Below are 21,341 nucleotides of genomic sequence, written 5' to 3'. Positions count from 1 at the left end.
GTGGGATTTGCGATCTGGAGCTGCGCGCCGATCGGCAGCATGACGCTGCTGCTCATTCATCGCTTGACCGGCGGCCGCTGGGGCTTCGCGGCCGGACCGGTGCTACGACCCCTAGCAGTCATGATGCCCCTCGTCGCAATCGCCTTCGTCCCGATACTGGCCGCGCTGCCTTACATCTATCCATGGGCGGCGGATCCCGGGCAGATCAGGCCGGATGTCGCACGCTGGTATCTGACCCAGCCCTCGTTCCTTGCGCGCGCCGTTATCGCATTGATCGGATGGTCCGTGCTCGGCGTGACCTTTGCTGCCGGCGCCGGCGCGCGACTGTTGGCCGCGCTCGGCCTCGCGTTCTTTGGGTTCATGATCAGTATGGTTGCGGTCGACTGGTTCCTCTCCATCGAACCGCATTACGTCGCCACCGCGTTCGCATCGATGATCGCGATGCAGCAGTTGCTGGTTGCGCTAGCCGTGGTCGCCGTCATTGGAACACCGGAGCTCGAGGGCAAGGTCGCAGGCGATATCGGCGGCCTGCTCATCGCAACATTGCTGGGCGTGGTCTATCTCGAATACATGACGTTCGTCGTCGCATGGTACGGCGATCTGCCCGACAAAGCCGGCTGGTTCCTCAAGCGTGGCACCGGCGCATGGAAAATGATGCTGGTCGCAAGCTTTGGGTTCGGCGCGGTGCTCCCGCTGACGATGCTGCTGTTCCAGGCCATCCGACGCAGCCGCGCAGGCCTACGCATTGTCGGCCTGCTGCTGCTGATCGGGACGGCCCTGCACCTGGCTTGGTTGATCGTTCCGGCCTTTGCGGCGCAAGCTTCCGTTGCCGCGACAGGCGCTGGCGCGCTCATCGTCTTGATCGTCGCTTCGATGCTTTTTTCTGATCGCTTCGTCCCCACGGAGCCGCCCCATGCCGAATGAAGAGATGGGCAGCCGCGCACTGCCGCAGCCCGCCGAGATCAATAACCGCATCGTCCTAATCGCTGTCGGCGGATTCCTACTGTTCGTCGCCGTCGCGATTGCGGGACTGCTGCTGTTCCTGAAGGCCCAGGCGCCGGCCGCGCTCGCGCCGAGAACAGAGCAGCGGTTTCCCCAGCCTGAGCTGCAGAAGGCACCGCAGAACGATCTCAGCCGGTTCGAGGCCGCGCAGCACGATGCGCTTTCCTCTTATGGCTGGGTCGATCGCGATCATGGCATCGCCCGTATCCCGATCGAGCAGGCGATGCGGCTGATCGCCGGGCGCGGCGAGCACGCCTATGACCCCCCTGAGGCCAGTGCAAGCTCCCGCTCCAATGAGGGTGGAGGCAGCCAATGAGGCAGGCACTCTTCGTCATCATCGCACTGGCACTTTGGCCCGAACTGGCCTGCGCGGGTTTGACGGAACAACAGATCGGACGGGTCGCGTTCGATCCTCCTCCAGGCGCACGCGTGCCCATGGCCTTGCAGTTCAAGGAGCTCAGGGGCGACACCGTCTCCCTCGCCAACGCGATTGGCGAACGGCCGACGCTGCTGATTCCGGCGGACTTTACCTGCAAGCAGATTTGCGGCCCGGCGCTAACCATCGCAAGCTCCGCCCTGCAGCAGACGGGGCTTGCCGCGGGACGCGACTATAGTGTGGTGGTGGTCGGGATTGATCCGCGCGACGCGATCGATGACGCACGCCAGTTCACTCAGGGTCAGATCGAGGGAGCGGGAATGTCGGTCTTGACGGGGTCGAGCGACAGCGTCGGCGCCTTGCTCGGTGCGATCGGGTATCATACCGAGTCCGACAGCAGCCATGATGCGATTGCGCATCCGGCCGCTTTCGTCACCCTCGCGGCGGACGGACATGTGGTCCGAACGCTGTCGAGCCTGGCTTTGCAGCCGCGTGACCTCCGCCTGGCGTTGCTAGAAGCGGGCAACGGTCGCATCGGCGGCCTTTCCGGGCGGATTGCGCTGCTCTGCTACGGCTTTGACGCGGTGCACGGCATCTATACCCGCCGGATCACCGCCATCCTGCAGATCGCCGGTGCCTCGACGGTGACCATACTCGCCGGCTTCATCGGCGGGATGCTGGTGCGCAGCAGGCGACGCGGAGCCTCAGTATGAACTCGCCGTTCAGGCTCCCGGAAGCGAGTACCCACGCCGTCACGGTGGACCATATCTTCTATCTCTTGCTGTTCCTGTCCGGCGCCACCGTCGTGCTGGTGTTCGGGCTCATCCTGCTGTTTGCCGTCCGCTATCGCCGCGGGTCATCCGCCAAACGCGGCCCGATGCCGGACGTCCTCAGCCGCGAGTTCGAGATCGGCTGGACTCTTGCCACACTGCTCACCTTCGCTTTTCTGTTCTGGTGGGCCTCCTCTGCCGACCTCAGCAGCCTCGCCGCGCCCTCCGGCTCACTCGAGATCCACGTCGTTGCCAAGCAATGGATGTGGAAGACACAGCACGCGAATGGCGCGCGCGAAATCAACGCCTTGCATGTGCCGCTGGGCCAGCCGGTCCATCTTCTGATGAGTTCGCAGGACGTCATCCATTCCTTCTTCGTCCCCGCGTTTCGGGTCAAGAAGGACGTGCTGCCTGGCCGCGACACCGACATCTGGTTTCAGGCCAGCAAGACCGGCACCTTCCCGCTGCTGTGCGCCGAATATTGCGGCACCGATCACTCCATGATGCGCGGCAAGATCGTCGTCATGCGCCAAGACGAGTATGCCAAATGGCTGGTCCAGCAGCCCGAAGGCGACGATCTTGCTCATGATGGAGCCAAGCTGTTCGTGTCGCAAGGCTGCTCGGGCTGTCACGCCGGCTCCTCAAACGTCCACGCACCGCGCCTCGCAGGCATCTATGGCCGCGCAGTGCAGCTTGCCGACGGGCGTACCGTCACTGCCGACGAGGCCTACATCCGCGACTCGATCTTGCAGCCGAAGCGCGACATCGTCGCCGGCTATGAGCCCATCATGCCGAGCTTCAAGGGACTGCTCGACGACGGTGAGATCCAGAGCCTGACCGCCTATATCCGCACACTCGGGGAGGAGCAAAATGACTGATGCCTTGCTCGCCGGAAACCTGCCACTGCCGCCGCGCCCCGATTATCTGCGCCATGGCTCGACGATTTCGTCCTGGCTCACCACTACCGACCACAAGCGCATCGCAATTCTCTACGCCATCACCATCACGTTCTTCTTCTTCCTGGGCGGGGGCCGCCATCACCCTTGTCCGGCTTGAACTGTTCGAGCCAAACGGCTGGCTGTTGACGTCGGACACCTACAACAAGCTGTTCTCGTTCCACGGCATCATCATGGTCTGGTTCTTCCTGGTGCCGTCCATACCGAATACTTTTGGTAACTTTCTGCTGCCGCTGATGATCGGCGCTCCGGACGTGGCCTTTCCGCGACTCAATCTGTTCAGCTGGTACCTGACGGTCGCGGCTGGCGCGTTCACGGTCTATGCGCTGGTCGCCGGTGGCGTCGACACCGGCTGGACGTTCTACACGCCCTATTCGTCGATGTTCTCAAACAGCCACGTCTTCGCGGCAGCGGCCGGCGTCTTCGTCGTCGGGTTTGCCAGCATCGCGACTGGTGTGAATTTCATCGCTACCACACACATGCTTCGCGCTCCCGGCATGACATGGTTTCGGCTGCCATTATTCGTATGGGCGATCTATGCAACCGCGCTGATCATGGTGCTCGCCACTCCGGTGTTGGCGATCTCCCTTCTGCTCGTGATCGCCGAGCGCGTGCTGGGATTGCCGATCTTTGATCCCGCTCGTGGCGGAGATCCGATCCTGTTCCAGCACTTGTTCTGGTTCTACTCGCATCCCGCCGTCTACATTATGGTTCTGCCGGCCATGGGGGTCGTTTCCGAGATCATTCCCTGCTTCGCGCGGAGGCGCATTTTTGGATACGATTTCATGGTGTACGCGATGCTAGCGATCGCTGGCATCGGCTTCTTCGTGTGGGGGCACCACATGTTCGTGTCCGGACAATCGGCACTGGCGAGCTTGGTGTTCTCCTTCCTCTCCTTCATCATCGCGGTCCCTTCCGCCATCAAAGTCTTCAACTGGACCGCGTCGCTGTATCGGGGCCAGATCAGCTTCGAATCCCCGATGCTCTATGCGCTCGGCTTCGTCGGGCTGTTCACGACCGGCGGTCTCTCAGGGCTGTTCCTGGCCTCCATCCCCGTGGACATTCATGTCACCGACACCTACTTTGTCGTCGCGCACTTCCACTACATCATGGTGGGCGGCTCGGTCTCCGCGTTCTTCGCCGGCTTGCATTTCTGGTGGCCGAAGGTCACGGGCAAGCTCTACCCGGAGGCTTGGGCAAAGTTTGCCGCCATCGTGATGTATTCAGGCTTCAACATGACGTTCCTGCCGCAGTTCTTCGCGGGCTATCTCGGGATGCCGCGCCGCTATCACACCTATCCGGCAGAGTTTCAGATCTACAATGTCATGTCATCGGCCGGCGCAGCGGTGCTGGCCGCGGCCTATCTGCTGCCGCTCGGCTATTTGACTTGGTCGCTGTTCTACGGCGGAAAGGCCACCAAGAATCCGTGGGGAGCCACGGGCCTGGAGTGGACCACCACGTCTCCACCTCCGCCGAAGAACTTCGACCGGCAACCCCGCGTCGATCGCGCGCCCTACGACTACCACGCCGAAGGCATGTCCGCCGGGACCGATCCTCCCGAAGTGCAGAACGCGAGGGAAACGCAATGAGCGACGACAGTGCACTGTTGCGAGAGCCCTGGTTCGACTTCGCTCGGCAGCGCGAGGCCGGCAAGTTCGGCATCTGGGTCTTCCTTGCCAGCGAGATGCTGTTCTTCGGCGCCCTGCTGCTCACCTACACGATCTGCCGGATCGAGCATCCGGGCGCATTCGCCGCGGCTGGGCGCGAGACGAACATCTGGTATGGCACGGTCAACACCGCGGTCTTGTTGACCAGCAGCCTGACAATGGCCATGGCGTCGCAGGCGGCGGAAGCGCCAGCGCAGCTGCGCAGGCTCGTGCTTGCTTGCCTGTTGACCACCGCCTTGCTCGGTGTCGCCTTCATTGTCATCAAAGGATTTGAGTACAAGGAGGACATTGATAAGCACCTCGTGCCTGGTGCCGACTTCGCGCTGCCTCAGCCGGGAGCGCAACTGTTCTATGGGATTTATTGGCTGATCACGGGTGTGCACGCGATTCACCTGTCGATCGGTATTGCACTGGTCAGCCGCTTGTTCTGGGTGCTGTACCGGCGCGAGCTTCCCACGCGGGACAATCCCGAGCTCGAGGTCACAGCGTTGTACTGGCACCTCGTCGATATCATCTGGATTTTCCTCTACCCGCTGATCTACCTGCCGGGACGCGCATCATGAGGGGCGCAGAAAGACAACCTGTCACTGCTCGCCGGTTATGGCAAAAAAATCTTGTGATCTGGGTTGCGCTGCTCGCGCTTCTCCTGCTTAGCCTCGCCCTTGCTTACGTCCCGATGGGAAGGATCACGACAGCTGCCGGCATCATCATCGCAGCGGTGAAATCTGGCCTTGTCGTCCTGCTATTCATGGAACTCGTCGCATGGAAGCCGCTGCTTCGGATCACGGCGATGTCAGGTCTGGTTTTCCTGATCGCGATGTTTGCATTAACGCTCGCTGACGTACTCGCGCGGCCTTAACACTGCGCCTGTACGGCTCACTTCGTGCCGAATATCAGTTCACATCTCGCCGATCTGGTATTCGGCTGCTCCAGTGATAGCGGTACTCGCTGAAACGGATCCCTGCGATCACGACCAACTCTCCTCACACACCGGTCCGCCCTGGGGCCGCATCGAGCATCCGGCAGGCTTCAGGTCGTGCGAATTGCTGCGGCTGCGCTGCCGGTCATCCTGCCAACAGCAGTTCTCGGATCTGGGACACCCGACCATTCGCGACAAAGCCAGCCAGCCTGCTCGCCGGTAGGCAGCTGGTACCTCCCAGGCGAGACGATCGTAAAAAAGTGGGAGATCGGGCAATAGCTACGAAAATTGTCCACCGGCGAGCTGGCGGATGTACTCCCGATGGATCATCTGGAAGCAGCCGCAAGAAGTTTGTCGAAGAAGGTCTGGGTTCGTGATTTCGATGTGCCCGCGGCAGGTGCTGATTACGGCCTGGTCCTCAAGATCGCTCAAGCATTCAGTTACACTTGCGCGCCTCACTCCAAGTAACCTGCTGAGGACATCGTGTGTGAGCGGCACATTATGGTCGTCTAAGCCTTGGCAGGCTACCAGTAGCCAGCGCGCCAACCGCTGCTTAAGCGAATGAACTGCATTGCAAACGCTGGCCTGGGACGTCTGCACCAAGACCACCGCGAGATAGCGATGTAGAGTTTGACGGAACGTCGGAAGGCGATCCGCGAGTTCAAGGAAATCGGAAGAGGATAGCCGCAATGCCGAACCGCCAACCTGTACCACCCGCCGGTGCGGTGGTGCGTGCGCTTGGCCTGTCAGCAGAAGTAGGGCGCCGACCGCGCCTTCACTGCCGATGAGCCAAGCCTCTACGTATTCGTTCTCCCCGACCTTCCCACCCACAGATACCAGACCGTCTGTAAGGAAATAGACGTGCTCCAGAGGGGAGCGCCAGTGGTGAAGGATTTGGCGAGGGCGAAGCTGCACCTGCTCGCCCATGGACGTGATCGATACGAGCTCCTCTTCGGGCAGTAACCGGAGCAATCGGTTCTGCCTCACGGGCGCGGTTACCTGGACGCACATTGCGACTTCGTTCAAGGCCGCGGCTCCGACGCACAATTGAAAGAACTCTGCCGATGATTCCCCACATTGTATCGGGGCGCAAGTTACGTTTTGTCAACTGCCGGGCATATTGGCTCCGACTCTGCTGTTAACGTGGTAGCTGCACTAACCTGTGTCCAGGCAAGCGTCCCATTTCGCCCACTCTCCCCGGCCTGTTTCGGCATCGCGATATCAATCTCTTACTACTACTTGGCACATCCGGTGGAGTTGACCGTAAGGCCGGCGAAGGTTCGGACGTGCTCGAGCATCTCCACCGACCCACAAGTGCTGCCCCTCGGAATCTAAGAAACCGCCCCCTCTCGAGCGAGCCCCTGGCATATCTCCAGCATGACCGTTGCATGCACGGTGTCGTACCAATTCGCAGCAAAAGGGCAAGAATTAGCCCCGTTCAGAACTATATTGTAGTTCAGGGGAATGGGGACCAGCGGTGGCGTCACACCTGAGCTGAAGGCGTGACGGGTCCAAGGTCCAGAGCGAGGCTACGATGTTGATCGACACCCAAATGGCCAATCGGATGGAGGAGGCAATTGATGGGACGTTTCGATCTCTGCCTCACATCTATAGGACCGACGAAATCAAGCTGGAGATCGCGCGCGCCGTTGCGTACAGCGGACTTCCATACCATGCGGCCGCACGAGACGCCGTTATTCAGATGTTCGCAACCCTTGATCGCGCGGTGAGAAATCGCAGGAAGTTGGCCAACCATCAGAACTAGTTAGACCCGACATACGGCCAATATGACCAGAGAGCCGGTCGAGAGTTCAACAAGTGGCGCGTGCGGGAGAAGTGCTGATGCGCTATGCTGACTAGCGCATGCACGTCCGGACGGGCTCTCTTCCGACCTAGTCAGGCAAGCTCCAGGAAACTGGCGCGCTGCTTTCGCTAGTTGACCGACCCGCGCGCACTGCAAGCACTGAGACAATTCCCGGTCAGCTCAAGCGTGCGGTCTCGATACTGATCTCAAAAAGCGGACCACGAGGACCGCGCACCGAAAGGCGCCAATGCTGCCCAGGGTCGAGGTTGCTCTCGAGTGTCTTTAGAGTCCGCAGCGCCTCGCGCCATGCAGCGCTATCGTCCGGCAGATCTTCTCCATCGTAGTCCCTAAAGCATTTGTGATTGTGGATGTGGAAGAAGTATCGCGGCACCATGCTGTCCCCGTCGTCAGGTCGTTAGAACATCATAGCTGCAGATTCGCGCGGCAGAGGTTCAGTGGCTCGCATTTTGGTACGCTCCCGCACAAGCCATAAACTCTCAATGTGCGTGCCGCCGATGTTCCGGTTACAGACATGCGCCCATGACGAGAAAATTCAGGCTCACCGGCAGAATCCCTGCTGCAGCGTACAGTTCAACCAACGACTTGCTCCCCTTCGGCGTTGTAGGTGCAACACCCCAGCCTCGGTCCCTCGCTGGGCGAAAAAGCACCGCAAGAGCCCGCGATCATCGAACAGCTTTCAAGGAAGGGGTCAATGAGGACGCGCGGCGTCCGGTCTCTGTTCCACGTTGCCAGCGCTCTAAACGAAAGTACATGCTGGGGACGAGCTGAGTGCGGAACCGGAAGCGCGGCTTTCCATTGACCATTAAGGGTGTCCTGATGGCTCGGATCGAAGACTACGCGCTTATTGGTGATTGCGAGACCGGCGCACTAGTCGGGCGCGACGGCTCAATCGATTGGCTCTGTTTCCCGCGGTTCGATTCCGACAGCTGCTTCGGGCGGCTGCTGGGGGACGAGAAGAACGGATATTGGAGTCTTCGCCCGATCGGCCGATATACGACCGAGCGTCGCTACCTGCCAGGCACGTTGATCCTGGAGACCGTCTTCGCGACGGAGACCGGCCGTGCACGTCTCGTGGACTTCATGCCGCCCAAGACGGGCGTGTCGAACCTCGTCAGGATCGTTGAGGGCCTGGAAGGATCCGTCGAGATGCGAACCGAGCTGGTCGCGCGGTTCGACTATGGGGTCAGTGTACCCTGGGTGAGCCGCCTAAAGGATGGTGCGGTCAGCTTGGTCGCGGGAGCGTCCATGCTGGTGCTAAGAACGGCGGTGCCGCTGCACGGCAAATCGATGAAGACAGTCGGCGCGTTCTCCGTCGAACCGGGCCAACGCGCTGCCTTTGTTCTCTCCTACCAAACATCGTATGAAGATCCAGCCTCCCCTGACGATCCGTCGCTTCTCCTCGATCGTACAGAAAGTTTCTGGCGCGCTTGGTCAGCCCGCTGTGAAGCGGCGGGGCCATATTCAGACCAGGTTCTGAGATCTCTCATTACTCTCAAGGCACTGACGTTCGCCCCAAGCGGCGGCATTGTCGCTGCGGCGACAACCTCCCTTCCGGAGCAAATTGGCGGGTCTCGCAATTGGGATTATCGCTTCTGCTGGGTCCGGGATGCCACCCTGACGCTGTTGGCTCTTATGGGGGCTGGCTACTACGACGAGGCGCGGGCCTGGCGAGACTGGCTCATCCGCGCCGTGGCAGGAAGTCCGAACCAGTTGCAGATCATGTACGCCGTCACGGGTGAGCGCAGGCTGACCGAGTGGGAGGTGCCCTGGCTGTCGGGATACGAAAACTCAAAACCGGTGCGTATCGGCAACGCGGCGCACAACCAGCTCCAGCTTGATGTCTATGGCGAGCTGATGGACGCATTATACCAGGCCCGTCGAGGCGGCCTCCCCGAGAACAAGCGAGCATGGGCGATCCAATGTGCCCTCCTCGATCATCTCAAAGGAATTTGGACAGAGCCTGATGAAGGTATTTGGGAAGTGCGAGGTGGAGCCAAGCATTTCACCTATTCGAAGATCATGGCGTGGGTGGCTTTCGACCGAGCCATCAAATCGACCGACGAGTTCGGGATGCGCGGTCCCGTGGACGATTGGAAAGCGCAACGCGCCGCCATTCAGAAAGATGTCTGTCAGCGCGGCTACGATGAACAGCGAAAGACCTTTGTTCAGGTCTACGGAGAGTCCCAACTCGACGCATCCCTGCTGCTGATCCCGGCGGTAGGTTTCTTGCCGCCCGAAGATCCGCGGGTGATATCGACCATTGAAGCTGTCGAACGCGAGTTGCTCAAGGACGGCTTTGTGCAGCGATACGATACGAAGGCGACCAAGGACGGCCTGCCGCCTGGCGAAGGGATGTTTCTGGCCTGCAGCTTCTGGTTGGCCGATGCCTATCACCTGATCGGCCGCGATGCTGACGCCAAAGCAATGTTCGAGCGTCTTCTTGCTCTGCGCAATGACGTCGGGCTGCTGTCGGAAGAGTACGACACCGGGCGGAATCGGTTGGTCGGCAACTTTCCCCAGGCCTTTTCTCATATCGCTCTGGTGAACACAGCGCACAATCTCACTCACCGCCAAAAGCCTTCGGAGCACCGCGGTAGCAAGAAAGCGCTCCCGAGCAAGGGACAAGAAAGTATGGGCACCACGAGGAGACCCGTATGACAGAGAGGCCGATCGATCCTGCTGCCTCACCGGCTCCGGAGGCGCGACCTCAAGGGCCGGTTCGCTTTCCGATCGCGCTGGAAGGACAGCCCGCGCTAGTGACGGGGGCAAACTCGGGAATCGGGCGCGCAGTGGCCCTTGGGCTCGCGGCCTCTGGCGCTGATGTGGTGGTCAACTACGTCGCTGACCCGCAAGCAGCGGACGACGTGGCGCATCAAGTCGAGGCGCTTGGCCGGAAGGCGATCACGATCAAGGCCGACGTCAGCGACGAAGAAGACGTCCGGGCGATGTTCGGCAAGGCGATAGATCACTTTGGAACTCTGCACATCGTAGTGAACAATGCCGGATTGCAGCGTGATGCGCCGTTTCACGAGATGACGTTCGAACAGTGGAACACAGTCATCGGCGTCAATCTCACCGGCCAGTTCCTCTGCGCCAGAGAAGCGATCCGTGAGTTCAAGAGACGAGGTGTAGTGAAGAACATCTCCGCCGCAGCGGGCAAACTCCTCTGCATGAGCTCCGTCCATCAGGAGATCCCCTGGGCGGGTCATGCGAACTATGCGGCCTCAAAGGGAGGCGTCATGCAGATGATGCGAAGCTTGGCGCAAGAGGTTGCTCCGCTGGGGATCCGGGTCAATGGCGTCGCGCCTGGAGCGATCCGTACACCGATCAACCGACCCGCCTGGGAAACCAAGGAAGCCTACGACAGCCTGATGACACTGGTCCCCTATCGGCGCATCGGTGAGCCAAACGATATCGCGCAGGCGGTCGCGTGGCTGGTTTCAGATGCGGCCGACTACGTGGTTGGCACCACCTTGTTCATCGACGGCGGCATGATGCTTTTCCCGGGCTTTGCGAGCGGGGGATAGTCACAGCCGCACACCACCATTCTCAACCAAGTGTAAGGGGCTTAAATCGGAACGGCCAAAGCATGCGGGTGTTGCGGCATGGGGTCTTCCGGCAAAAAGGAGGAATGAACATTGCCAAATGGCGCACGGGCAGTGGCCGCAGGCAAGGTCGCCCACGAGGTAGCGAGAGCATTGGCGTCCGCTCTGAAGCGCCATTCCGTCACCTCTCCGAAGAAGGGCCATGGAAAAGAGGAAAAAGCACCTCGCCAGACCTCGTCCTCGCTACGTCCCGAAAAGTAGCGGAGGCCCCCATGCCCGTCTGGCTTGCTGCGGGTCTTTGGGGGCTGCTTGGGGCCTCATCGTTGCTCCTGGGAGCCGCCGTCGCATTCGTCTTCAGGCTGCCTCGGTACGTTACTGCAGGGGTCATGTCTTTCGGCTGCGGCGTGCTGATTTCGGCCGTGGCCTATGACCTTCTGGAGGACGGATACCAGGAAGGCGGCATCTGGCCCATCGTTGCGGGTGCGATGGCAGGCTCTGCCACCTATGCTCTTGCCGATTGGGCGATCTCCCGAGAAGGAGCGCACTCCCGCAAGCGGTCAGGGGACCAGCAGGTCAACGCCAGCGAAGGCGGAGGCCTGGCGATTGCCGTCGGCTCACTTCTCGACGGTATTCCGGAAAGCGTTGTCCTGGGTCTGGGGCTGTTGAGCGGCAAGGGCATTAGCATCGCGATGCTCGCCGCTATCTTTCTATCCAATTTCCCAGAAGGCCTTTCGAGTGCGCTCGGCATGCGAGCGGCTGGCCGTTCCGCGACCTATATCTTTGGCCTTTGGACCGCGATCACCGTCCTTTCGGGACTTGCCGCCTCCTTAGGAGCAGCCTTCTTGGGCGGTGCTGCCCCTCAGGTCGTTGCTACCGTGAGTGCCGTAGCTGCGGGCGCTCTTCTCACGATGGTGGTGAACACCATGGTGCCGGAAGCTGTCGAAGGCGAACAGAAGCTGGCCGGCGTGCTTGTTGTTGTCGGTTTGCTTGCCGCCTTCGCAATTTCTAACCTCGGCCAAACGTAAAAGGCATTGGACGCCTTCTGAATCAATCACGTGTTGTCGGCCCACCTGCCAGAGCAAATTAATTCGGCGGCGGCGTCAGCCGCCGCCGCGTTCATCGTGGCGTGCCATTCTTTTTGTTTGACCGAGTTCGGACGTATCGCCACGTAGTGGACCTCTAGATCTAGGAAGCCAGCCCCTTGCAACGACAACTCTTTAGTAGCTTCACCATTCCTCTATTCCGAAAGTTCGATTGCAATGGGTTGGTGATCGGAAGCATCGGTCGCTTCGTTGACCTCGATGCTGCGAAGGTAGCGGGTCAAATTTTCCGTTACAAAAATGAAGTCGCGGCAGTCGGGCCCGTCGGCCCACTGCGCGCGGTCGTAGATTCCGCAAGTCGGCGCACGCGCTCGGCCGGGACGATTGGCGGTCCATGCATCCCGATACGTCAGGCCAGGCCGGCCGGATCGAGCAATCAATGCGTGCAGAGGGTCGGCAACGTCAAAATTGAAATCGCCACACAGCAGGCTCGATGCAGCGACGGTCTGACTTCCATACGGCTCATGGTGCCGGGAGCCGGCCTGTTTCGGGCTCATCGACGCCTCCTCCTGCAAATCCAGCAGCCGCGCGATTTGTGCCTCGCGCTGGCCGGCCGAATGAAACTCGAGATGCGTGTTGACGACGCGGATCGCGCCAAACGAGGCCTGAACCGTCACCTCCAGGGCGTGACGGCGCATGCTGCGCACCGTGGCTGCACCCGGCCACGGCAGCAGGTGGTTGGCAATCTGCAGCACTGGCAACCGCGACAGCGTCATGTTGCCGAAACGATGGAGGTTGCCATGACGATCGACAGTTTCGACTGCAGGTCGGAATATTGCGGAGTAGCCGGGCAACAGGGCTGCAAGCTGTACGCTCTGATCCGCTCCATCACCAAATCTCGGGAAATTCGCGCTCACCTCCTGGAAACAGAACACGTCCGCGTCGAGCGTCTGCCGGGCGACGGCAACGATCCTAGCCAGATCGGTCACGCCGTCGCAGCCTTTTCCGCACTGTATGTTCCAGGTGAGAAGTCTCATTACCGGATGCCTGCACGCATGAACGACTGGACGAACTGACGCTGGAACAGCAGAAACGCGATCAGCAGCGGCGCCATCGTCATCACGGTTGCCGCCGTGATCACCGACCAATCCACACCGGTCTCAGGCGCGCCGAACACGGCAAGCCCCACCGTGAGCGGCCGCGCTTCCACCGAATTCGTGACGATCAACGGCCACAGGAAATTGTTCCAGTGATAGCTGACGGAGACGAGGCCAAAGGCGACGTAGGTCGGGCGAGCCAGCGGGACATAGACCCGCCACAGGATTCCGAGCGGACCCGCTCCCTCGACCCGGGCGGCTTCCACCAACTCCTGGGGCACACCCTTGAAAGTCTGCCGCAGCAGGAAGATGCCGAAGGCGCTCGCGAGATAGGGCAGCGCGATCGCAGGGATCGTATCGAGCAATCCCAACCTTGCGATCGCGCGGTAGTTCTCGACGATCAGGACGTCGGGCATGATCATCAGCTGGAGCAGAACGAGGGCGAAAGCGATGCCGCTGCCCCTGAACCTGAAGCGCGCAAAGGCGTAGGCCGCCAGCGTCGACAGGATGAGCTGACCGACCAGGATCAGTGTCACCAGCACGACCGTGTTGAGATAGTACCGCGCGAACGGCGCCTGGTTCCAGGCCCGAGCAAAATTCTCCAGCGTCCAGGGCGCGGACAGGCTGAACGACGTGGCGTAAGCGGCCGGATGCAGCGCGCTCCAAAAGGCATAGGCCAATGGGGCGAGCCAGATCAAAGCCAGGAGCCATGCTGCGACGGCTTCAATGGGGCGTGTCCGGCCTTTCATTGATAGTGGATCCTGCGATCGAGATAACCGAACTTGATCAGCGCAACCGAGCTCAGCAGCATCAGAAGCACAACCGTCAGTGTTGCCGCGTAAGAGGAATCCTGGAAGGTGAAGGCAACTTCATAAATGTAGTAGAGCAGCAGCGTGCTGGCGTTATTGGGACCTCCTTTGGTCATGATGACCAGATGATCCACCAACTTGAAGGAGTTGATGACTGCGTTGATCGCCACGAACAGCGTGGTCGGCATCAGCAGCGGGAACGTGATCCGGCGAAACGTGTACCACCGGCTCGCGCCTTCGATGGAAGCGGCCTCCTCGAGGTCCGGCGAGAGCTGCTGCAGCGCCGCCAGGTAGAAGATCATGAAGAAGCCGGCCTCCTTCCAGATCACCATCACGACCAGACAGCTCATCACCGTCGAGGGATCGCCCAGCCAGTTCCAGCCACCGAGACCGAAAAGGCCGCGCAACTGATCGAGCAGCCCATAGTCCGGCGTGTAGAAGAACAGCCAAATGTTGGCGACGGCGATCATCGGCAGCACGGTCGGCGTGAAGTAGGCCAGTCGCAGACAGCCGCGGCCGCGCATGTTGCGATTGACCCAGATCGCCATCACCAGAGCCAAGGCGATCGAGGTCGGGATCGTGCCGAGCGCGAACCAGAAATTATTGACCAGCGCCTTCCAGAAGATCGGATCGGCCGCCATGGACCGATAGCTGTCAAGCCCGACGAAGGCCTCCGTGCCATTCCGGCGCGTGACGAACAGCGAATGCCGGATCGTCGCCAGAATCGGAAAGTGCGTGAATGCGATCAGCAGGACGGCCGCCGGCAACAGCAGCAGCCAGGCGTTCACGGTGTTCCACCACGCCTGCGATCGGGCGCGGGGCGGGGCGATTGGCGATGAGGCGACCTGGTCGGACATCTGTGAGCCGGCGGGGATGGCAGCGGCGCGCCATCCCGCCACGTCCTTATTTGTAGGCGCGCAAGACGCGGTCAGACTGCTGCTGCGCGGCAGCCAACGCCTCCTGCGGCTTCTGCGCGCCCGTGATCGCAGCCTGCACGGCATCGCCGACAAACTTGTAGATGCGGCCGTTCTCATGGACGGAGAGCTCCGGCACCGCATGTTCCAACTGATCGCGCGCAACTGTGGCCTGCGGGAAGCCCTTTGCGTAGGCCTCCATCCCCGGCGTCTTGTAGGCGGCCGGCAACACCGCCACGTAGCCGGTCTTCATGCTCCATTCCGCCGCGCGTTCCGGAGCCGTCATCCATTGAATGAACTTGACGGCCGCCTTCTGCTGGTCGGGAGACGCACTCTTGAAGATGTAGAAATTGCCGCCGCCGGTCGGTGATCCGCGCCGCTCCCTGGCCGGCAGCATGGCCACACCGAACTGGAATTTCGCGGCGTCCTTGACCGCCGTCAGATTGCCGGTGGTGTGCCACATCATCGCCGTCTTGCCTTCGAGGAAATCGTTGCGCAGCGTCGCCCAATCGATGCTGCCGGCCGGGGCGACGTTGTGCTTGCGCGACAGGTCGACCCAGTACTCGAGGGCGGCGACCGTCTTCGGAGCGGTCAGATAGACCTCGTTGCCGGGCTCGTTCATCATCTTCTGGCCGTTCTCGATCGCCAGCGCCTGCAGCATCCAGTAGGCATAACCGGTCGAGGGAATTTCGATGCCCCAGCGTGTCGTGTTGCCGCCATCCTTCTTGACCAGCTTCTTCGACATCTCGACCAATTCGTCCCATGACGCCGGCGCCTTCTCGGGATCGAGGCCCGCCTCCTTGAAGGCGTCCTTGTTCCAGTACAGCACGATGGTCGAACGCTGGAACGGCACGCTCCAGGTCTTGCCGTCGATCTGCCCGTTCGCCATGAACGCCGGATAGAACTCCCTGAACCAGGCCTTGTCGCCGACGAGGCCGTCAAACGGCACGATCGCGTTCTCGTCCACCAGCGTGAACACGTCGGTCGACAGCAACACCGACAGTTGCGGCGGCTGCCCGCCCTTCATCGCGGTCATCGCCTTGGTCATCGTATCGGTGTAGTTGCCGGCATAGACCGCCGTCACCTTGATGTCGGGATTGTCCTTCTCGAAGCGCGAGACCATGTCGTCGATAATCTTGGTGACGGGACCACCGACCGCGACCGGATAGTACATGGTCAGATCCACCGCAGCGGCCGGGCGTGCAGCCATCGAGAGTACGGCAAGTGCCGCTGCCATCAACATCGTTCGTCGCGCAAACATGTGACAATCTCCTTCGTTACTGCGTTTGAAACAGCCGCTGCTATCGACCGGTTATCGCCCGCTGGCCCTCTGTGACGATGGTCTCCAAGCGAGCTTCCGAATTCGAATCGAACCGATGCTCGAGCCCGGGTTCCCACGCGATCCGGACATCCTCGCCCGGCCGAACCTTGCAGAAACCTTCGAGCCGCACAGAGATCGGCTGACCATCGACCTCGCACAGAACGATGCTGTCGGCCCCAAGATGCTCGATCGCCCTTACGCGCGCTAAATGATCTCCGCTCGACACGATGCGGACATGCTCCGGCCGGATGCCGATGAGATGATCGCCGTGGCGCAACAGATTCATCGGCGGCGTGCCGATGAACCTCGCCGTGAACGCCGTCGCTGGCCGATTGTATAGCTCCTCCGGTGTGCCATTCTGCTCGATACGACCATCGCGCATCAGCACGACGCGATCCGCCATCGTCATGGCTTCGGTCTGGTCGTGGGTCACGTAGACCATCGTCATTCCGAGCCGCTGTTGCAGGGCGCGGATCTCCGTCCGCATCTCATGCCGCAGCTTGGCATCTAAATTTGAAAGCGGCTCGTCCATGAGGCAGACCCGCGCTTCCGCAATGATGGCTCGCCCCAGTGCAACCCGCTGGCGCTGGCCGCCGGACAGCTGCGACGGCTTTCGTTCAAGCAGCTGCGCAAGGCCAACGATCTCGGCCACACGCCGGAGCCGTTCGTCTCGTTCGGCGCGCGACACGCGCCGCACACGCAGGCCGAAGACGATGTTCTCGGCTACACTCAAATGCGGAAACAGCGCGTACGACTGGAAGACCATGGAGATCTTCCGTTGCGCCGGAGTCAGATGGGTCACGTCGACGCCGCCGATGGCGATCGCGCCGGCGTCAGCATCCTCAAGGCCGGCGATTAGCCGCAGCGTGGTCGACTTGCCGCAGCCGGACGGTCCCAGCAGCACCAGCAGCGAGCCCTCGTCCGCCGTCAGACTGACGTCATCGACGGCGCGCATCGCGCCCCAGAACTTGGAGACATGACTCAGCGTGATCGCTGACATGGCCCGTTCGCTCTCAGTTGCAGAGCTCTGCGCCGCGCGCAGACATAGTTTGGCATGCTCGCAGCATCCTGCTCGCGCGGAGCAGCCCAAAGCTGGTCGCCATGAGCAGACCGATCCATGCCGTCCCTCCCGATGGCCACGCAACGCTCGCCGGCGCGGCGAGCTATTTTGTTCATATGAACATATTGGAGCAGCATATGAAACAGAAAATTGCGCCTTAAACGTTCGGATGATAGTTTGCTTTGAACGGACAGCCCTATGCTCAAGACAGTCTCGTCACGTCAGGCCTACATACTGGAGATCGTGCGCGACGAAGGCTTCGCTTCGATCGAGCAGCTTGCAACGCGTTTTGACGTCACCCAGCAGACCATTCGCCGCGTCGTGAACGGGCTCTGCGATCAAGGGCTACTCCGGCGAATGCACGGCGGCGTCAGCCTGCCCGTTCAAAACCAGAATCTCGCTTATGGAAGCAGACAGGGATTGAACGCCGACGCCAAACGGCGCATCGCACACGCGACTGCGAGCTTCATTCCCGACGGGGCGTCGCTTATGATCGGGCTGGGTACAACACCTGAATATGTCGCGCAGGCGCTATCCCGCCGCCGCGATCTGCGGGTGATCACCAACAGCTTGAACGTGGCCGCAGCATTCACGCACAATCCGGACGTTGAGATCAGCATCGCGGGCGGCACGCTGCGGCAACTCGATCGCGATATCATTGGCGAGGCGGCTGCGCGCTTCTTCGCGGGTTTCCGCGCCGACTTTGGTATATTCGGCGTCGGGGGGATTGATGAGGACGGCACGCTGCTCGATTTCCATGCCGATGAAGTCAAGGCACGTCAATCCATTGCGGCCAATTCGCGAACGTCCGTGCTAGTGGCCGACATCACCAAGTTCGGCCGCAATGCGACGGTCCGGGGCGGCCATCTCGACGACTGCCACCATTTCGTCATCGATGATCGATTGCCTGGATCGTTTAAGCCAATCGCGGACAGGTATGGCGGTCTGATCCATACGGCCCCCGACGCCCGCGCAGATTTCGAACGCCTTGGCCACACCTAGCGGACAACATAGACCCCTTACGCAGATCGATCGCGGACTTCAACGCACGGCCGACAATCCGCGCCGCAATCGGCACTGAGCCAGTCCCACGTGCCGCACACCTACGGGCGAGCTCGAGCGGTGGTGGAGCTGTTTTCCCGGTAACTGCCTTGAGGTCGGGCACGGATATTATCGGAAATCCGTTTCACCTTCTTTCGGATCACCCCGATAGGTAGCTTCACCAAGATAGATCACTGTATGGTCCCCGGTCGTGAGGATATGGCGGATCCGGCCACCGGGGCGCAGCAGCCGCACCGCCTCGATAGCCGCTATCAGCAATTTTGATATAGCTCCAGCAACTAAGCGGTCAGCTCGAAGCGCAAGCTGTGGAGGCTTCTTCAAAGTAACAGATACGCTCCTCGGCTCCTCAGGGTGCCGACATTGAGGCTAAGAAGCGCCTCTAATCGCCCGACCGACCTTTTGCAGGGCCTCAAAGGCTGCAAAGCGCCGATCGGCCCAGCCTGCCAAACTGGCCTGAGGCCGATGGATGTCTCCCAAAACCGACATCGCCTGCATCGCCTCACTGAGGTCGGCATGGTCGCCCGAGGCAACTGATCCAAGCATCGCGGAGCCGAGCAGGACGGCCTCCGGAGAGGCCGACGCAGCGACCGTTGTCAATCGGCGTTCAAATTTGACCCCGTATCGGCGTCCAATTTTGACCCCTTTGAGCGACGAGTCTTGACGGTAGCGCTCGCCTCGTCGGAGCTGGCCGGGGTTGCGGAGACGAGGCGAGCGCGGGTTGTGTGATCGTCGTCGCGGCTTTTGAAGCGCCAACTGTCGTTGCCACTCTCGACGATGTCGCAATGGTGGGTCAGGCGGTCGAGCAGCGCGGTAGTCATTTTGGCGTCGCCGAACACGCTGGGCCATTCACCGAAGGCAAGGTTGGTGGTGACGACAATCGAGGTGCGCTCGTAGAGCCGGCTGACGAGATGGAACAGCAGCTGGCCGCCGGACTGGGCGAACGGCAGGTAGCCAAGTTCGTCGAGGACGATGAAGTCGAGCCGGGTCAGATGCTCGGCGATGCGGCCCTGCCGTCCGTTGCGGGTCTCGATCTCCAGGCGGTTGACGAGGTCGACCACGTTGTAGAAGCGACCGCGGGCACCAGATCGGATGCAGCTTCTGGCGATGGCGATGGCCATATGTGTTTTGCCGGTGCCGGTACCGCCGACCAGAACGGCGTTACGTTGCTGGGCGATAAAGCCGCCGCCGGCGAGATCATTGACCAGGCTCTGGTTGATGGGGGTGCCTTCGAACTGGAAGTCCTCAAGGTCCTTGGCAAGCGGCAGCTTGGCGATGGTGAGCTGGTACTTGATCGAGCGGGCCTGCTTCTCGTTGATCTCGGCATTGAGCAGGTCGCCGACAATGCGTTGGGGTTCGTGCTGGCGCTTGATGGCGGTCGCCATGATCTCGTCGAAGGCGGCCTTCATGCCGTAGAGCTTGAGCTCACCCATGAGGTCGAACAGTTGAGTACGCTCCATCAGATGGTTCTCCTGAGGTTGTCGTAGCGGGCACAGTCGGCGATCGGGGCATGGCGCAATGTCAGCGCAGCCGGGGTGAGGATGTTGGCCGGCGGGGCAGGATCACGCTGGCGGGCCAGGATGTTGAGCACGACATCGGCGGAATGAACGCCGTGAGCGGTCGCCTCGGCGCAGGCTGCTTCGACGGCCGGCAAGCCGTCGGTCAGAACCGCGTTGAGGATGTCGACCATCTGCCGGTTGCCGTCGTCGGCACCGGCGAGCTTGCGCCGCACACGTTCGATCGCAGCCGGCAGCACCCAGTCCTTGAAGGGAGCGCCGTTGCGCAAGGCACCGGGTTTGCGAGCCAGCACCGGCACGTAATGCCAGGGATCGTAGACGGTATCACCGCGGCCGAACGAGCGAGCATGCTCGGCAACGATGCGTCCGTCCTGGCGGATCACAATGCGATCGGCGTAGGCGTGAACCTCGACAGGCCGCCCAACGGCACTGGCCGTGACCGAGTATTTGTTGTTATCGAAGCGCACCAGGCAGGTCTTCGAGACCGATGCCAGCACCGCGTGGAATCCGTCGAACCGGCCGGCATAGGGAACGAGCATTGGTCGCTCGGCTTCGAACACCTGCCAGACCGTTTGCTCGGTCAGTTCCGGATGCCGGTGCGCTTTGGTGTAGGCGATGCACTTGTCCAGCAGCCAGGCGTTCAACTCGTCGAGGTTCTTGAACCGCAGCCGTGGCGTGAAGAAGCGTTCCCGGACAAGCCCAACCTGGTTCTCGACCTGGCCTTTCTCCCAGCCCGACGCTGGCGTGCAGGCCACCGGATCGACCAGGTAGTGACTGCACATCTGCATGAAGCGGCGATTGTAGAGACGCCCTTTGCCGACGAAGATCGTCTCCACGGCGGTCTTCATGTTGTCGTAGATGCCGCGCACGCAGGTGCCTTTGAACAGGGCGAACGCCCGATCGTGGGCGTCGAACACCATCTCCTGCGTCTCGCGCGGATAGCACCGCACGAACAGCATCCGGCTGTGGCAGAGCCGGACGTGGGCGGCCTTTACCATCACCGTCACGCCATTGAGCAAAACGACCTCATGGCTCCAGTCGAACTGATAGGCTTCTCCCGGCGCAAAGCTCAGCGGGACGTAGGCCGCAGCCGTCGATTGTCCGCGTTCCTTGCCCCATCGCCTGGCGTAACGTCGCACGGCGTCGTAACCGCCGTCATAGCCGCGGCCGCGGAGCTCCTCGAAGATCCGGATCAACGTCAGCTGCTCGCGAGCCGACTTGCCTGCGTTCCCTGCCAACAATCCGTCGAGTTCTGCAGCCCACCGTCCCAGCTTCGGTCGCGGCTGGATGACACGCTCGTACTCGAACGAGGTCTCTCCCGACCTCAGCACTTTACGGACCGTGTTCCGCGACACCTTCAGGTCACGGGCGATCTCCTTGATCGTCTTGCCCTTGATGAAGTGCTCGCGCCTTATCCGGGCAATCGTCTCCACGATCAGCATCCCCAACCACCTGCTTCATGAC

Annotated in this window: 19 protein-coding genes and 2 pseudogenes; 12 read left to right on the top strand and 9 right to left on the bottom strand. The window is 61.2% G+C overall.

Features of this window, described 5'->3' with window-relative positions:
- The first annotated feature begins 39 nt into the window (after nucleotides 1–39).
- The 7 genes and pseudogenes from ACVIN2_RS34190 (at nucleotide 40) to ACVIN2_RS34160 (ending at nucleotide 5,630) form a co-directional block, all read left to right on the top strand.
- Entirely contained in the window at nucleotides 40–924 is an 885-nt protein-coding gene (locus ACVIN2_RS34190) for a hypothetical protein (RefSeq protein WP_456768981.1), read from the top strand.
- Nucleotides 914–1,318, top strand: a complete 405-nt coding sequence (locus ACVIN2_RS34185) for a hypothetical protein (protein ID WP_456768980.1) — start codon at nucleotides 914–916, stop codon at nucleotides 1,316–1,318. Before ACVIN2_RS34190 ends, ACVIN2_RS34185 begins: the two co-directional genes overlap by 11 nt.
- Nucleotides 1,315–2,091 carry an SCO family protein gene (locus ACVIN2_RS34180; protein WP_456768979.1) on the top strand — a complete coding sequence of 259 codons (777 nt, stop codon included), beginning with the start codon at nucleotides 1,315–1,317 and terminating at the stop codon, nucleotides 2,089–2,091. Before ACVIN2_RS34185 ends, ACVIN2_RS34180 begins: the two co-directional genes overlap by 4 nt.
- Entirely contained in the window at nucleotides 2,088–3,026 is a 939-nt protein-coding gene (coxB, locus tag ACVIN2_RS34175; protein WP_456768978.1) for a cytochrome c oxidase subunit II, read from the top strand. Before ACVIN2_RS34180 ends, coxB begins: the two co-directional genes overlap by 4 nt.
- Nucleotides 3,019–4,693: pseudogene (locus tag ACVIN2_RS34170) on the top strand (cytochrome c oxidase subunit I). Before coxB ends, ACVIN2_RS34170 begins: the two are co-directional and overlap by 8 nt.
- Nucleotides 4,690–5,334, top strand: a complete 645-nt coding sequence (locus tag ACVIN2_RS34165; RefSeq protein WP_456768977.1) for a cytochrome c oxidase subunit 3 — start codon at nucleotides 4,690–4,692, stop codon at nucleotides 5,332–5,334. Before ACVIN2_RS34170 ends, ACVIN2_RS34165 begins: the two are co-directional and overlap by 4 nt.
- The gene (locus ACVIN2_RS34160; RefSeq protein ID WP_456768976.1) at nucleotides 5,331–5,630 is read left to right on the top strand and encodes a cytochrome C oxidase subunit IV family protein; all 300 of its coding nucleotides are present in this window, start codon (nucleotides 5,331–5,333) and stop codon (nucleotides 5,628–5,630) included. Before ACVIN2_RS34165 ends, ACVIN2_RS34160 begins: the two co-directional genes overlap by 4 nt.
- A gap of 339 nt (nucleotides 5,631–5,969) precedes the next feature.
- Here ACVIN2_RS34160 and ACVIN2_RS34155 read toward each other — a convergent pair whose 3' ends face one another.
- A complete protein-coding gene (locus ACVIN2_RS34155; RefSeq protein WP_456768975.1) occupies nucleotides 5,970–6,716 on the bottom strand; it encodes a Crp/Fnr family transcriptional regulator in 747 nt (248 codons plus the stop codon).
- A 508-nt stretch (nucleotides 6,717–7,224) separates the two neighbouring features.
- Between ACVIN2_RS34155 and ACVIN2_RS34150 the strand changes: the two genes are divergently transcribed.
- Entirely contained in the window at nucleotides 7,225–7,455 is a 231-nt protein-coding gene (locus ACVIN2_RS34150; RefSeq protein WP_456768974.1) for a hypothetical protein, read from the top strand.
- Nucleotides 7,456–7,669: 214 nt separating this feature from the next.
- Here the strand turns inward: ACVIN2_RS34150 and ACVIN2_RS34145 are convergent, their stop codons facing one another.
- Entirely contained in the window at nucleotides 7,670–7,888 is a 219-nt protein-coding gene (locus ACVIN2_RS34145) for a DUF6894 family protein (protein WP_456768973.1), read from the bottom strand.
- Nucleotides 7,889–8,331: 443 nt separating this feature from the next.
- Between ACVIN2_RS34145 and ACVIN2_RS34140 the strand changes: the two genes are divergently transcribed.
- From ACVIN2_RS34140 to ACVIN2_RS34130, 3 genes are all read left to right on the top strand, one after another.
- Nucleotides 8,332–10,173 carry a glycoside hydrolase family 15 protein gene (locus tag ACVIN2_RS34140; RefSeq protein ID WP_456768972.1) on the top strand — a complete coding sequence of 614 codons (1,842 nt, stop codon included), beginning with the start codon at nucleotides 8,332–8,334 and terminating at the stop codon, nucleotides 10,171–10,173.
- Nucleotides 10,170–11,042 (top strand): SDR family oxidoreductase, encoded by an 873-nt coding sequence (locus ACVIN2_RS34135; RefSeq protein ID WP_456768971.1) that lies wholly within the window; start codon nucleotides 10,170–10,172, stop codon nucleotides 11,040–11,042. Before ACVIN2_RS34140 ends, ACVIN2_RS34135 begins: the two co-directional genes overlap by 4 nt.
- Before the next feature lie 404 nt (nucleotides 11,043–11,446).
- Entirely contained in the window at nucleotides 11,447–12,085 is a 639-nt protein-coding gene (locus ACVIN2_RS34130) for a ZIP family metal transporter (protein WP_456768970.1), read from the top strand.
- A gap of 212 nt (nucleotides 12,086–12,297) precedes the next feature.
- Here the strand turns inward: ACVIN2_RS34130 and ACVIN2_RS34125 are convergent, their stop codons facing one another.
- The 5 genes from ACVIN2_RS34125 to ACVIN2_RS34105 are packed head-to-tail and all read right to left on the bottom strand — an operon-like array spanning nucleotide 12,298 to nucleotide 17,241.
- Nucleotides 12,298–13,137: an endonuclease/exonuclease/phosphatase family protein gene (locus tag ACVIN2_RS34125; protein ID WP_456768969.1), complete on the bottom strand. Its 840-nt coding sequence runs from the start codon at nucleotides 13,135–13,137 to the stop codon at nucleotides 12,298–12,300.
- The gene (locus tag ACVIN2_RS34120) at nucleotides 13,137–13,946 is read right to left on the bottom strand and encodes a carbohydrate ABC transporter permease (RefSeq protein ID WP_456768968.1); all 810 of its coding nucleotides are present in this window, start codon (nucleotides 13,944–13,946) and stop codon (nucleotides 13,137–13,139) included. The genes ACVIN2_RS34125 and ACVIN2_RS34120 overlap by 1 nt, the downstream gene beginning before the upstream one ends.
- Entirely contained in the window at nucleotides 13,943–14,863 is a 921-nt protein-coding gene (locus ACVIN2_RS34115; RefSeq protein WP_456768967.1) for a carbohydrate ABC transporter permease, read from the bottom strand. Before ACVIN2_RS34115 ends, ACVIN2_RS34120 begins: the two co-directional genes overlap by 4 nt.
- A gap of 46 nt (nucleotides 14,864–14,909) precedes the next feature.
- Nucleotides 14,910–16,163, bottom strand: coding sequence for an ABC transporter substrate-binding protein (locus ACVIN2_RS34110; RefSeq protein WP_456769852.1), 1,254 nt, complete (start codon nucleotides 16,161–16,163; stop codon nucleotides 14,910–14,912).
- Between the two features lie 58 nt (nucleotides 16,164–16,221).
- Entirely contained in the window at nucleotides 16,222–17,241 is a 1,020-nt protein-coding gene (locus ACVIN2_RS34105) for an ABC transporter ATP-binding protein (RefSeq protein WP_456768966.1), read from the bottom strand.
- A 258-nt stretch (nucleotides 17,242–17,499) separates the two neighbouring features.
- Here ACVIN2_RS34105 and ACVIN2_RS34100 point away from each other — a divergent pair, with 258 nt between their 5' ends.
- The gene (locus ACVIN2_RS34100; protein WP_456768965.1) at nucleotides 17,500–18,303 is read left to right on the top strand and encodes a DeoR/GlpR family DNA-binding transcription regulator; all 804 of its coding nucleotides are present in this window, start codon (nucleotides 17,500–17,502) and stop codon (nucleotides 18,301–18,303) included.
- Nucleotides 18,304–18,956: 653 nt separating this feature from the next.
- Here ACVIN2_RS34100 and istB read toward each other — a convergent pair.
- The gene (gene istB, locus ACVIN2_RS34095; RefSeq protein ID WP_456765735.1) at nucleotides 18,957–19,820 is read right to left on the bottom strand and encodes an IS21-like element helper ATPase IstB; all 864 of its coding nucleotides are present in this window, start codon (nucleotides 19,818–19,820) and stop codon (nucleotides 18,957–18,959) included.
- Nucleotides 19,786–21,319 (bottom strand): annotated as a pseudogene (gene istA / locus ACVIN2_RS34090) (IS21 family transposase). Before istA ends, istB begins: the two are co-directional and overlap by 35 nt.
- Between the last annotated feature and the right edge of the window lie 22 nt (nucleotides 21,320–21,341).

The sequence above is a fragment of the Bradyrhizobium sp. USDA 3650 genome, assembly GCF_054057395.1.
The sequence above is the reverse complement of the archived record's forward strand: the minus strand, read 5'-3'. Positions and strand labels throughout refer to the sequence as shown.

Coding starts and splice junctions, on each gene's coding strand:
- ACVIN2_RS34125 (WP_456768969.1), bottom strand. CDS start 13,137: ATGAGACTTCTCACCTGGAACATACAGTGCGGAAAAGGCTGCGACGGC.
- ACVIN2_RS34120 (WP_456768968.1), bottom strand. CDS start 13,946: ATGAAAGGCCGGACACGCCCCATTGAAGCCGTCGCAGCATGGCTCCTG.
- ACVIN2_RS34140 (WP_456768972.1), top strand. CDS start 8,332: ATGGCTCGGATCGAAGACTACGCGCTTATTGGTGATTGCGAGACCGGC.
- ACVIN2_RS34110 (WP_456769852.1), bottom strand. CDS start 16,163: ATGTTGATGGCAGCGGCACTTGCCGTACTCTCGATGGCTGCACGCCCG.
- ACVIN2_RS34130 (WP_456768970.1), top strand. CDS start 11,447: ATGTCTTTCGGCTGCGGCGTGCTGATTTCGGCCGTGGCCTATGACCTT.
- ACVIN2_RS34135 (WP_456768971.1), top strand. CDS start 10,170: ATGACAGAGAGGCCGATCGATCCTGCTGCCTCACCGGCTCCGGAGGCG.
- ACVIN2_RS34165 (WP_456768977.1), top strand. CDS start 4,690: ATGAGCGACGACAGTGCACTGTTGCGAGAGCCCTGGTTCGACTTCGCT.
- ACVIN2_RS34145 (WP_456768973.1), bottom strand. CDS start 7,888: ATGGTGCCGCGATACTTCTTCCACATCCACAATCACAAATGCTTTAGG.
- ACVIN2_RS34160 (WP_456768976.1), top strand. CDS start 5,331: ATGAGGGGCGCAGAAAGACAACCTGTCACTGCTCGCCGGTTATGGCAA.
- ACVIN2_RS34190 (WP_456768981.1), top strand. CDS start 40: ATGACGCTGCTGCTCATTCATCGCTTGACCGGCGGCCGCTGGGGCTTC.
- ACVIN2_RS34180 (WP_456768979.1), top strand. CDS start 1,315: ATGAGGCAGGCACTCTTCGTCATCATCGCACTGGCACTTTGGCCCGAA.
- ACVIN2_RS34150 (WP_456768974.1), top strand. CDS start 7,225: ATGTTGATCGACACCCAAATGGCCAATCGGATGGAGGAGGCAATTGAT.
- ACVIN2_RS34100 (WP_456768965.1), top strand. CDS start 17,500: ATGCTCAAGACAGTCTCGTCACGTCAGGCCTACATACTGGAGATCGTG.
- ACVIN2_RS34115 (WP_456768967.1), bottom strand. CDS start 14,863: ATGTCCGACCAGGTCGCCTCATCGCCAATCGCCCCGCCCCGCGCCCGA.
- istB (WP_456765735.1), bottom strand. CDS start 19,820: ATGGAGCGTACTCAACTGTTCGACCTCATGGGTGAGCTCAAGCTCTAC.
- ACVIN2_RS34105 (WP_456768966.1), bottom strand. CDS start 17,241: ATGTCAGCGATCACGCTGAGTCATGTCTCCAAGTTCTGGGGCGCGATG.
- coxB (WP_456768978.1), top strand. CDS start 2,088: ATGAACTCGCCGTTCAGGCTCCCGGAAGCGAGTACCCACGCCGTCACG.
- ACVIN2_RS34185 (WP_456768980.1), top strand. CDS start 914: ATGCCGAATGAAGAGATGGGCAGCCGCGCACTGCCGCAGCCCGCCGAG.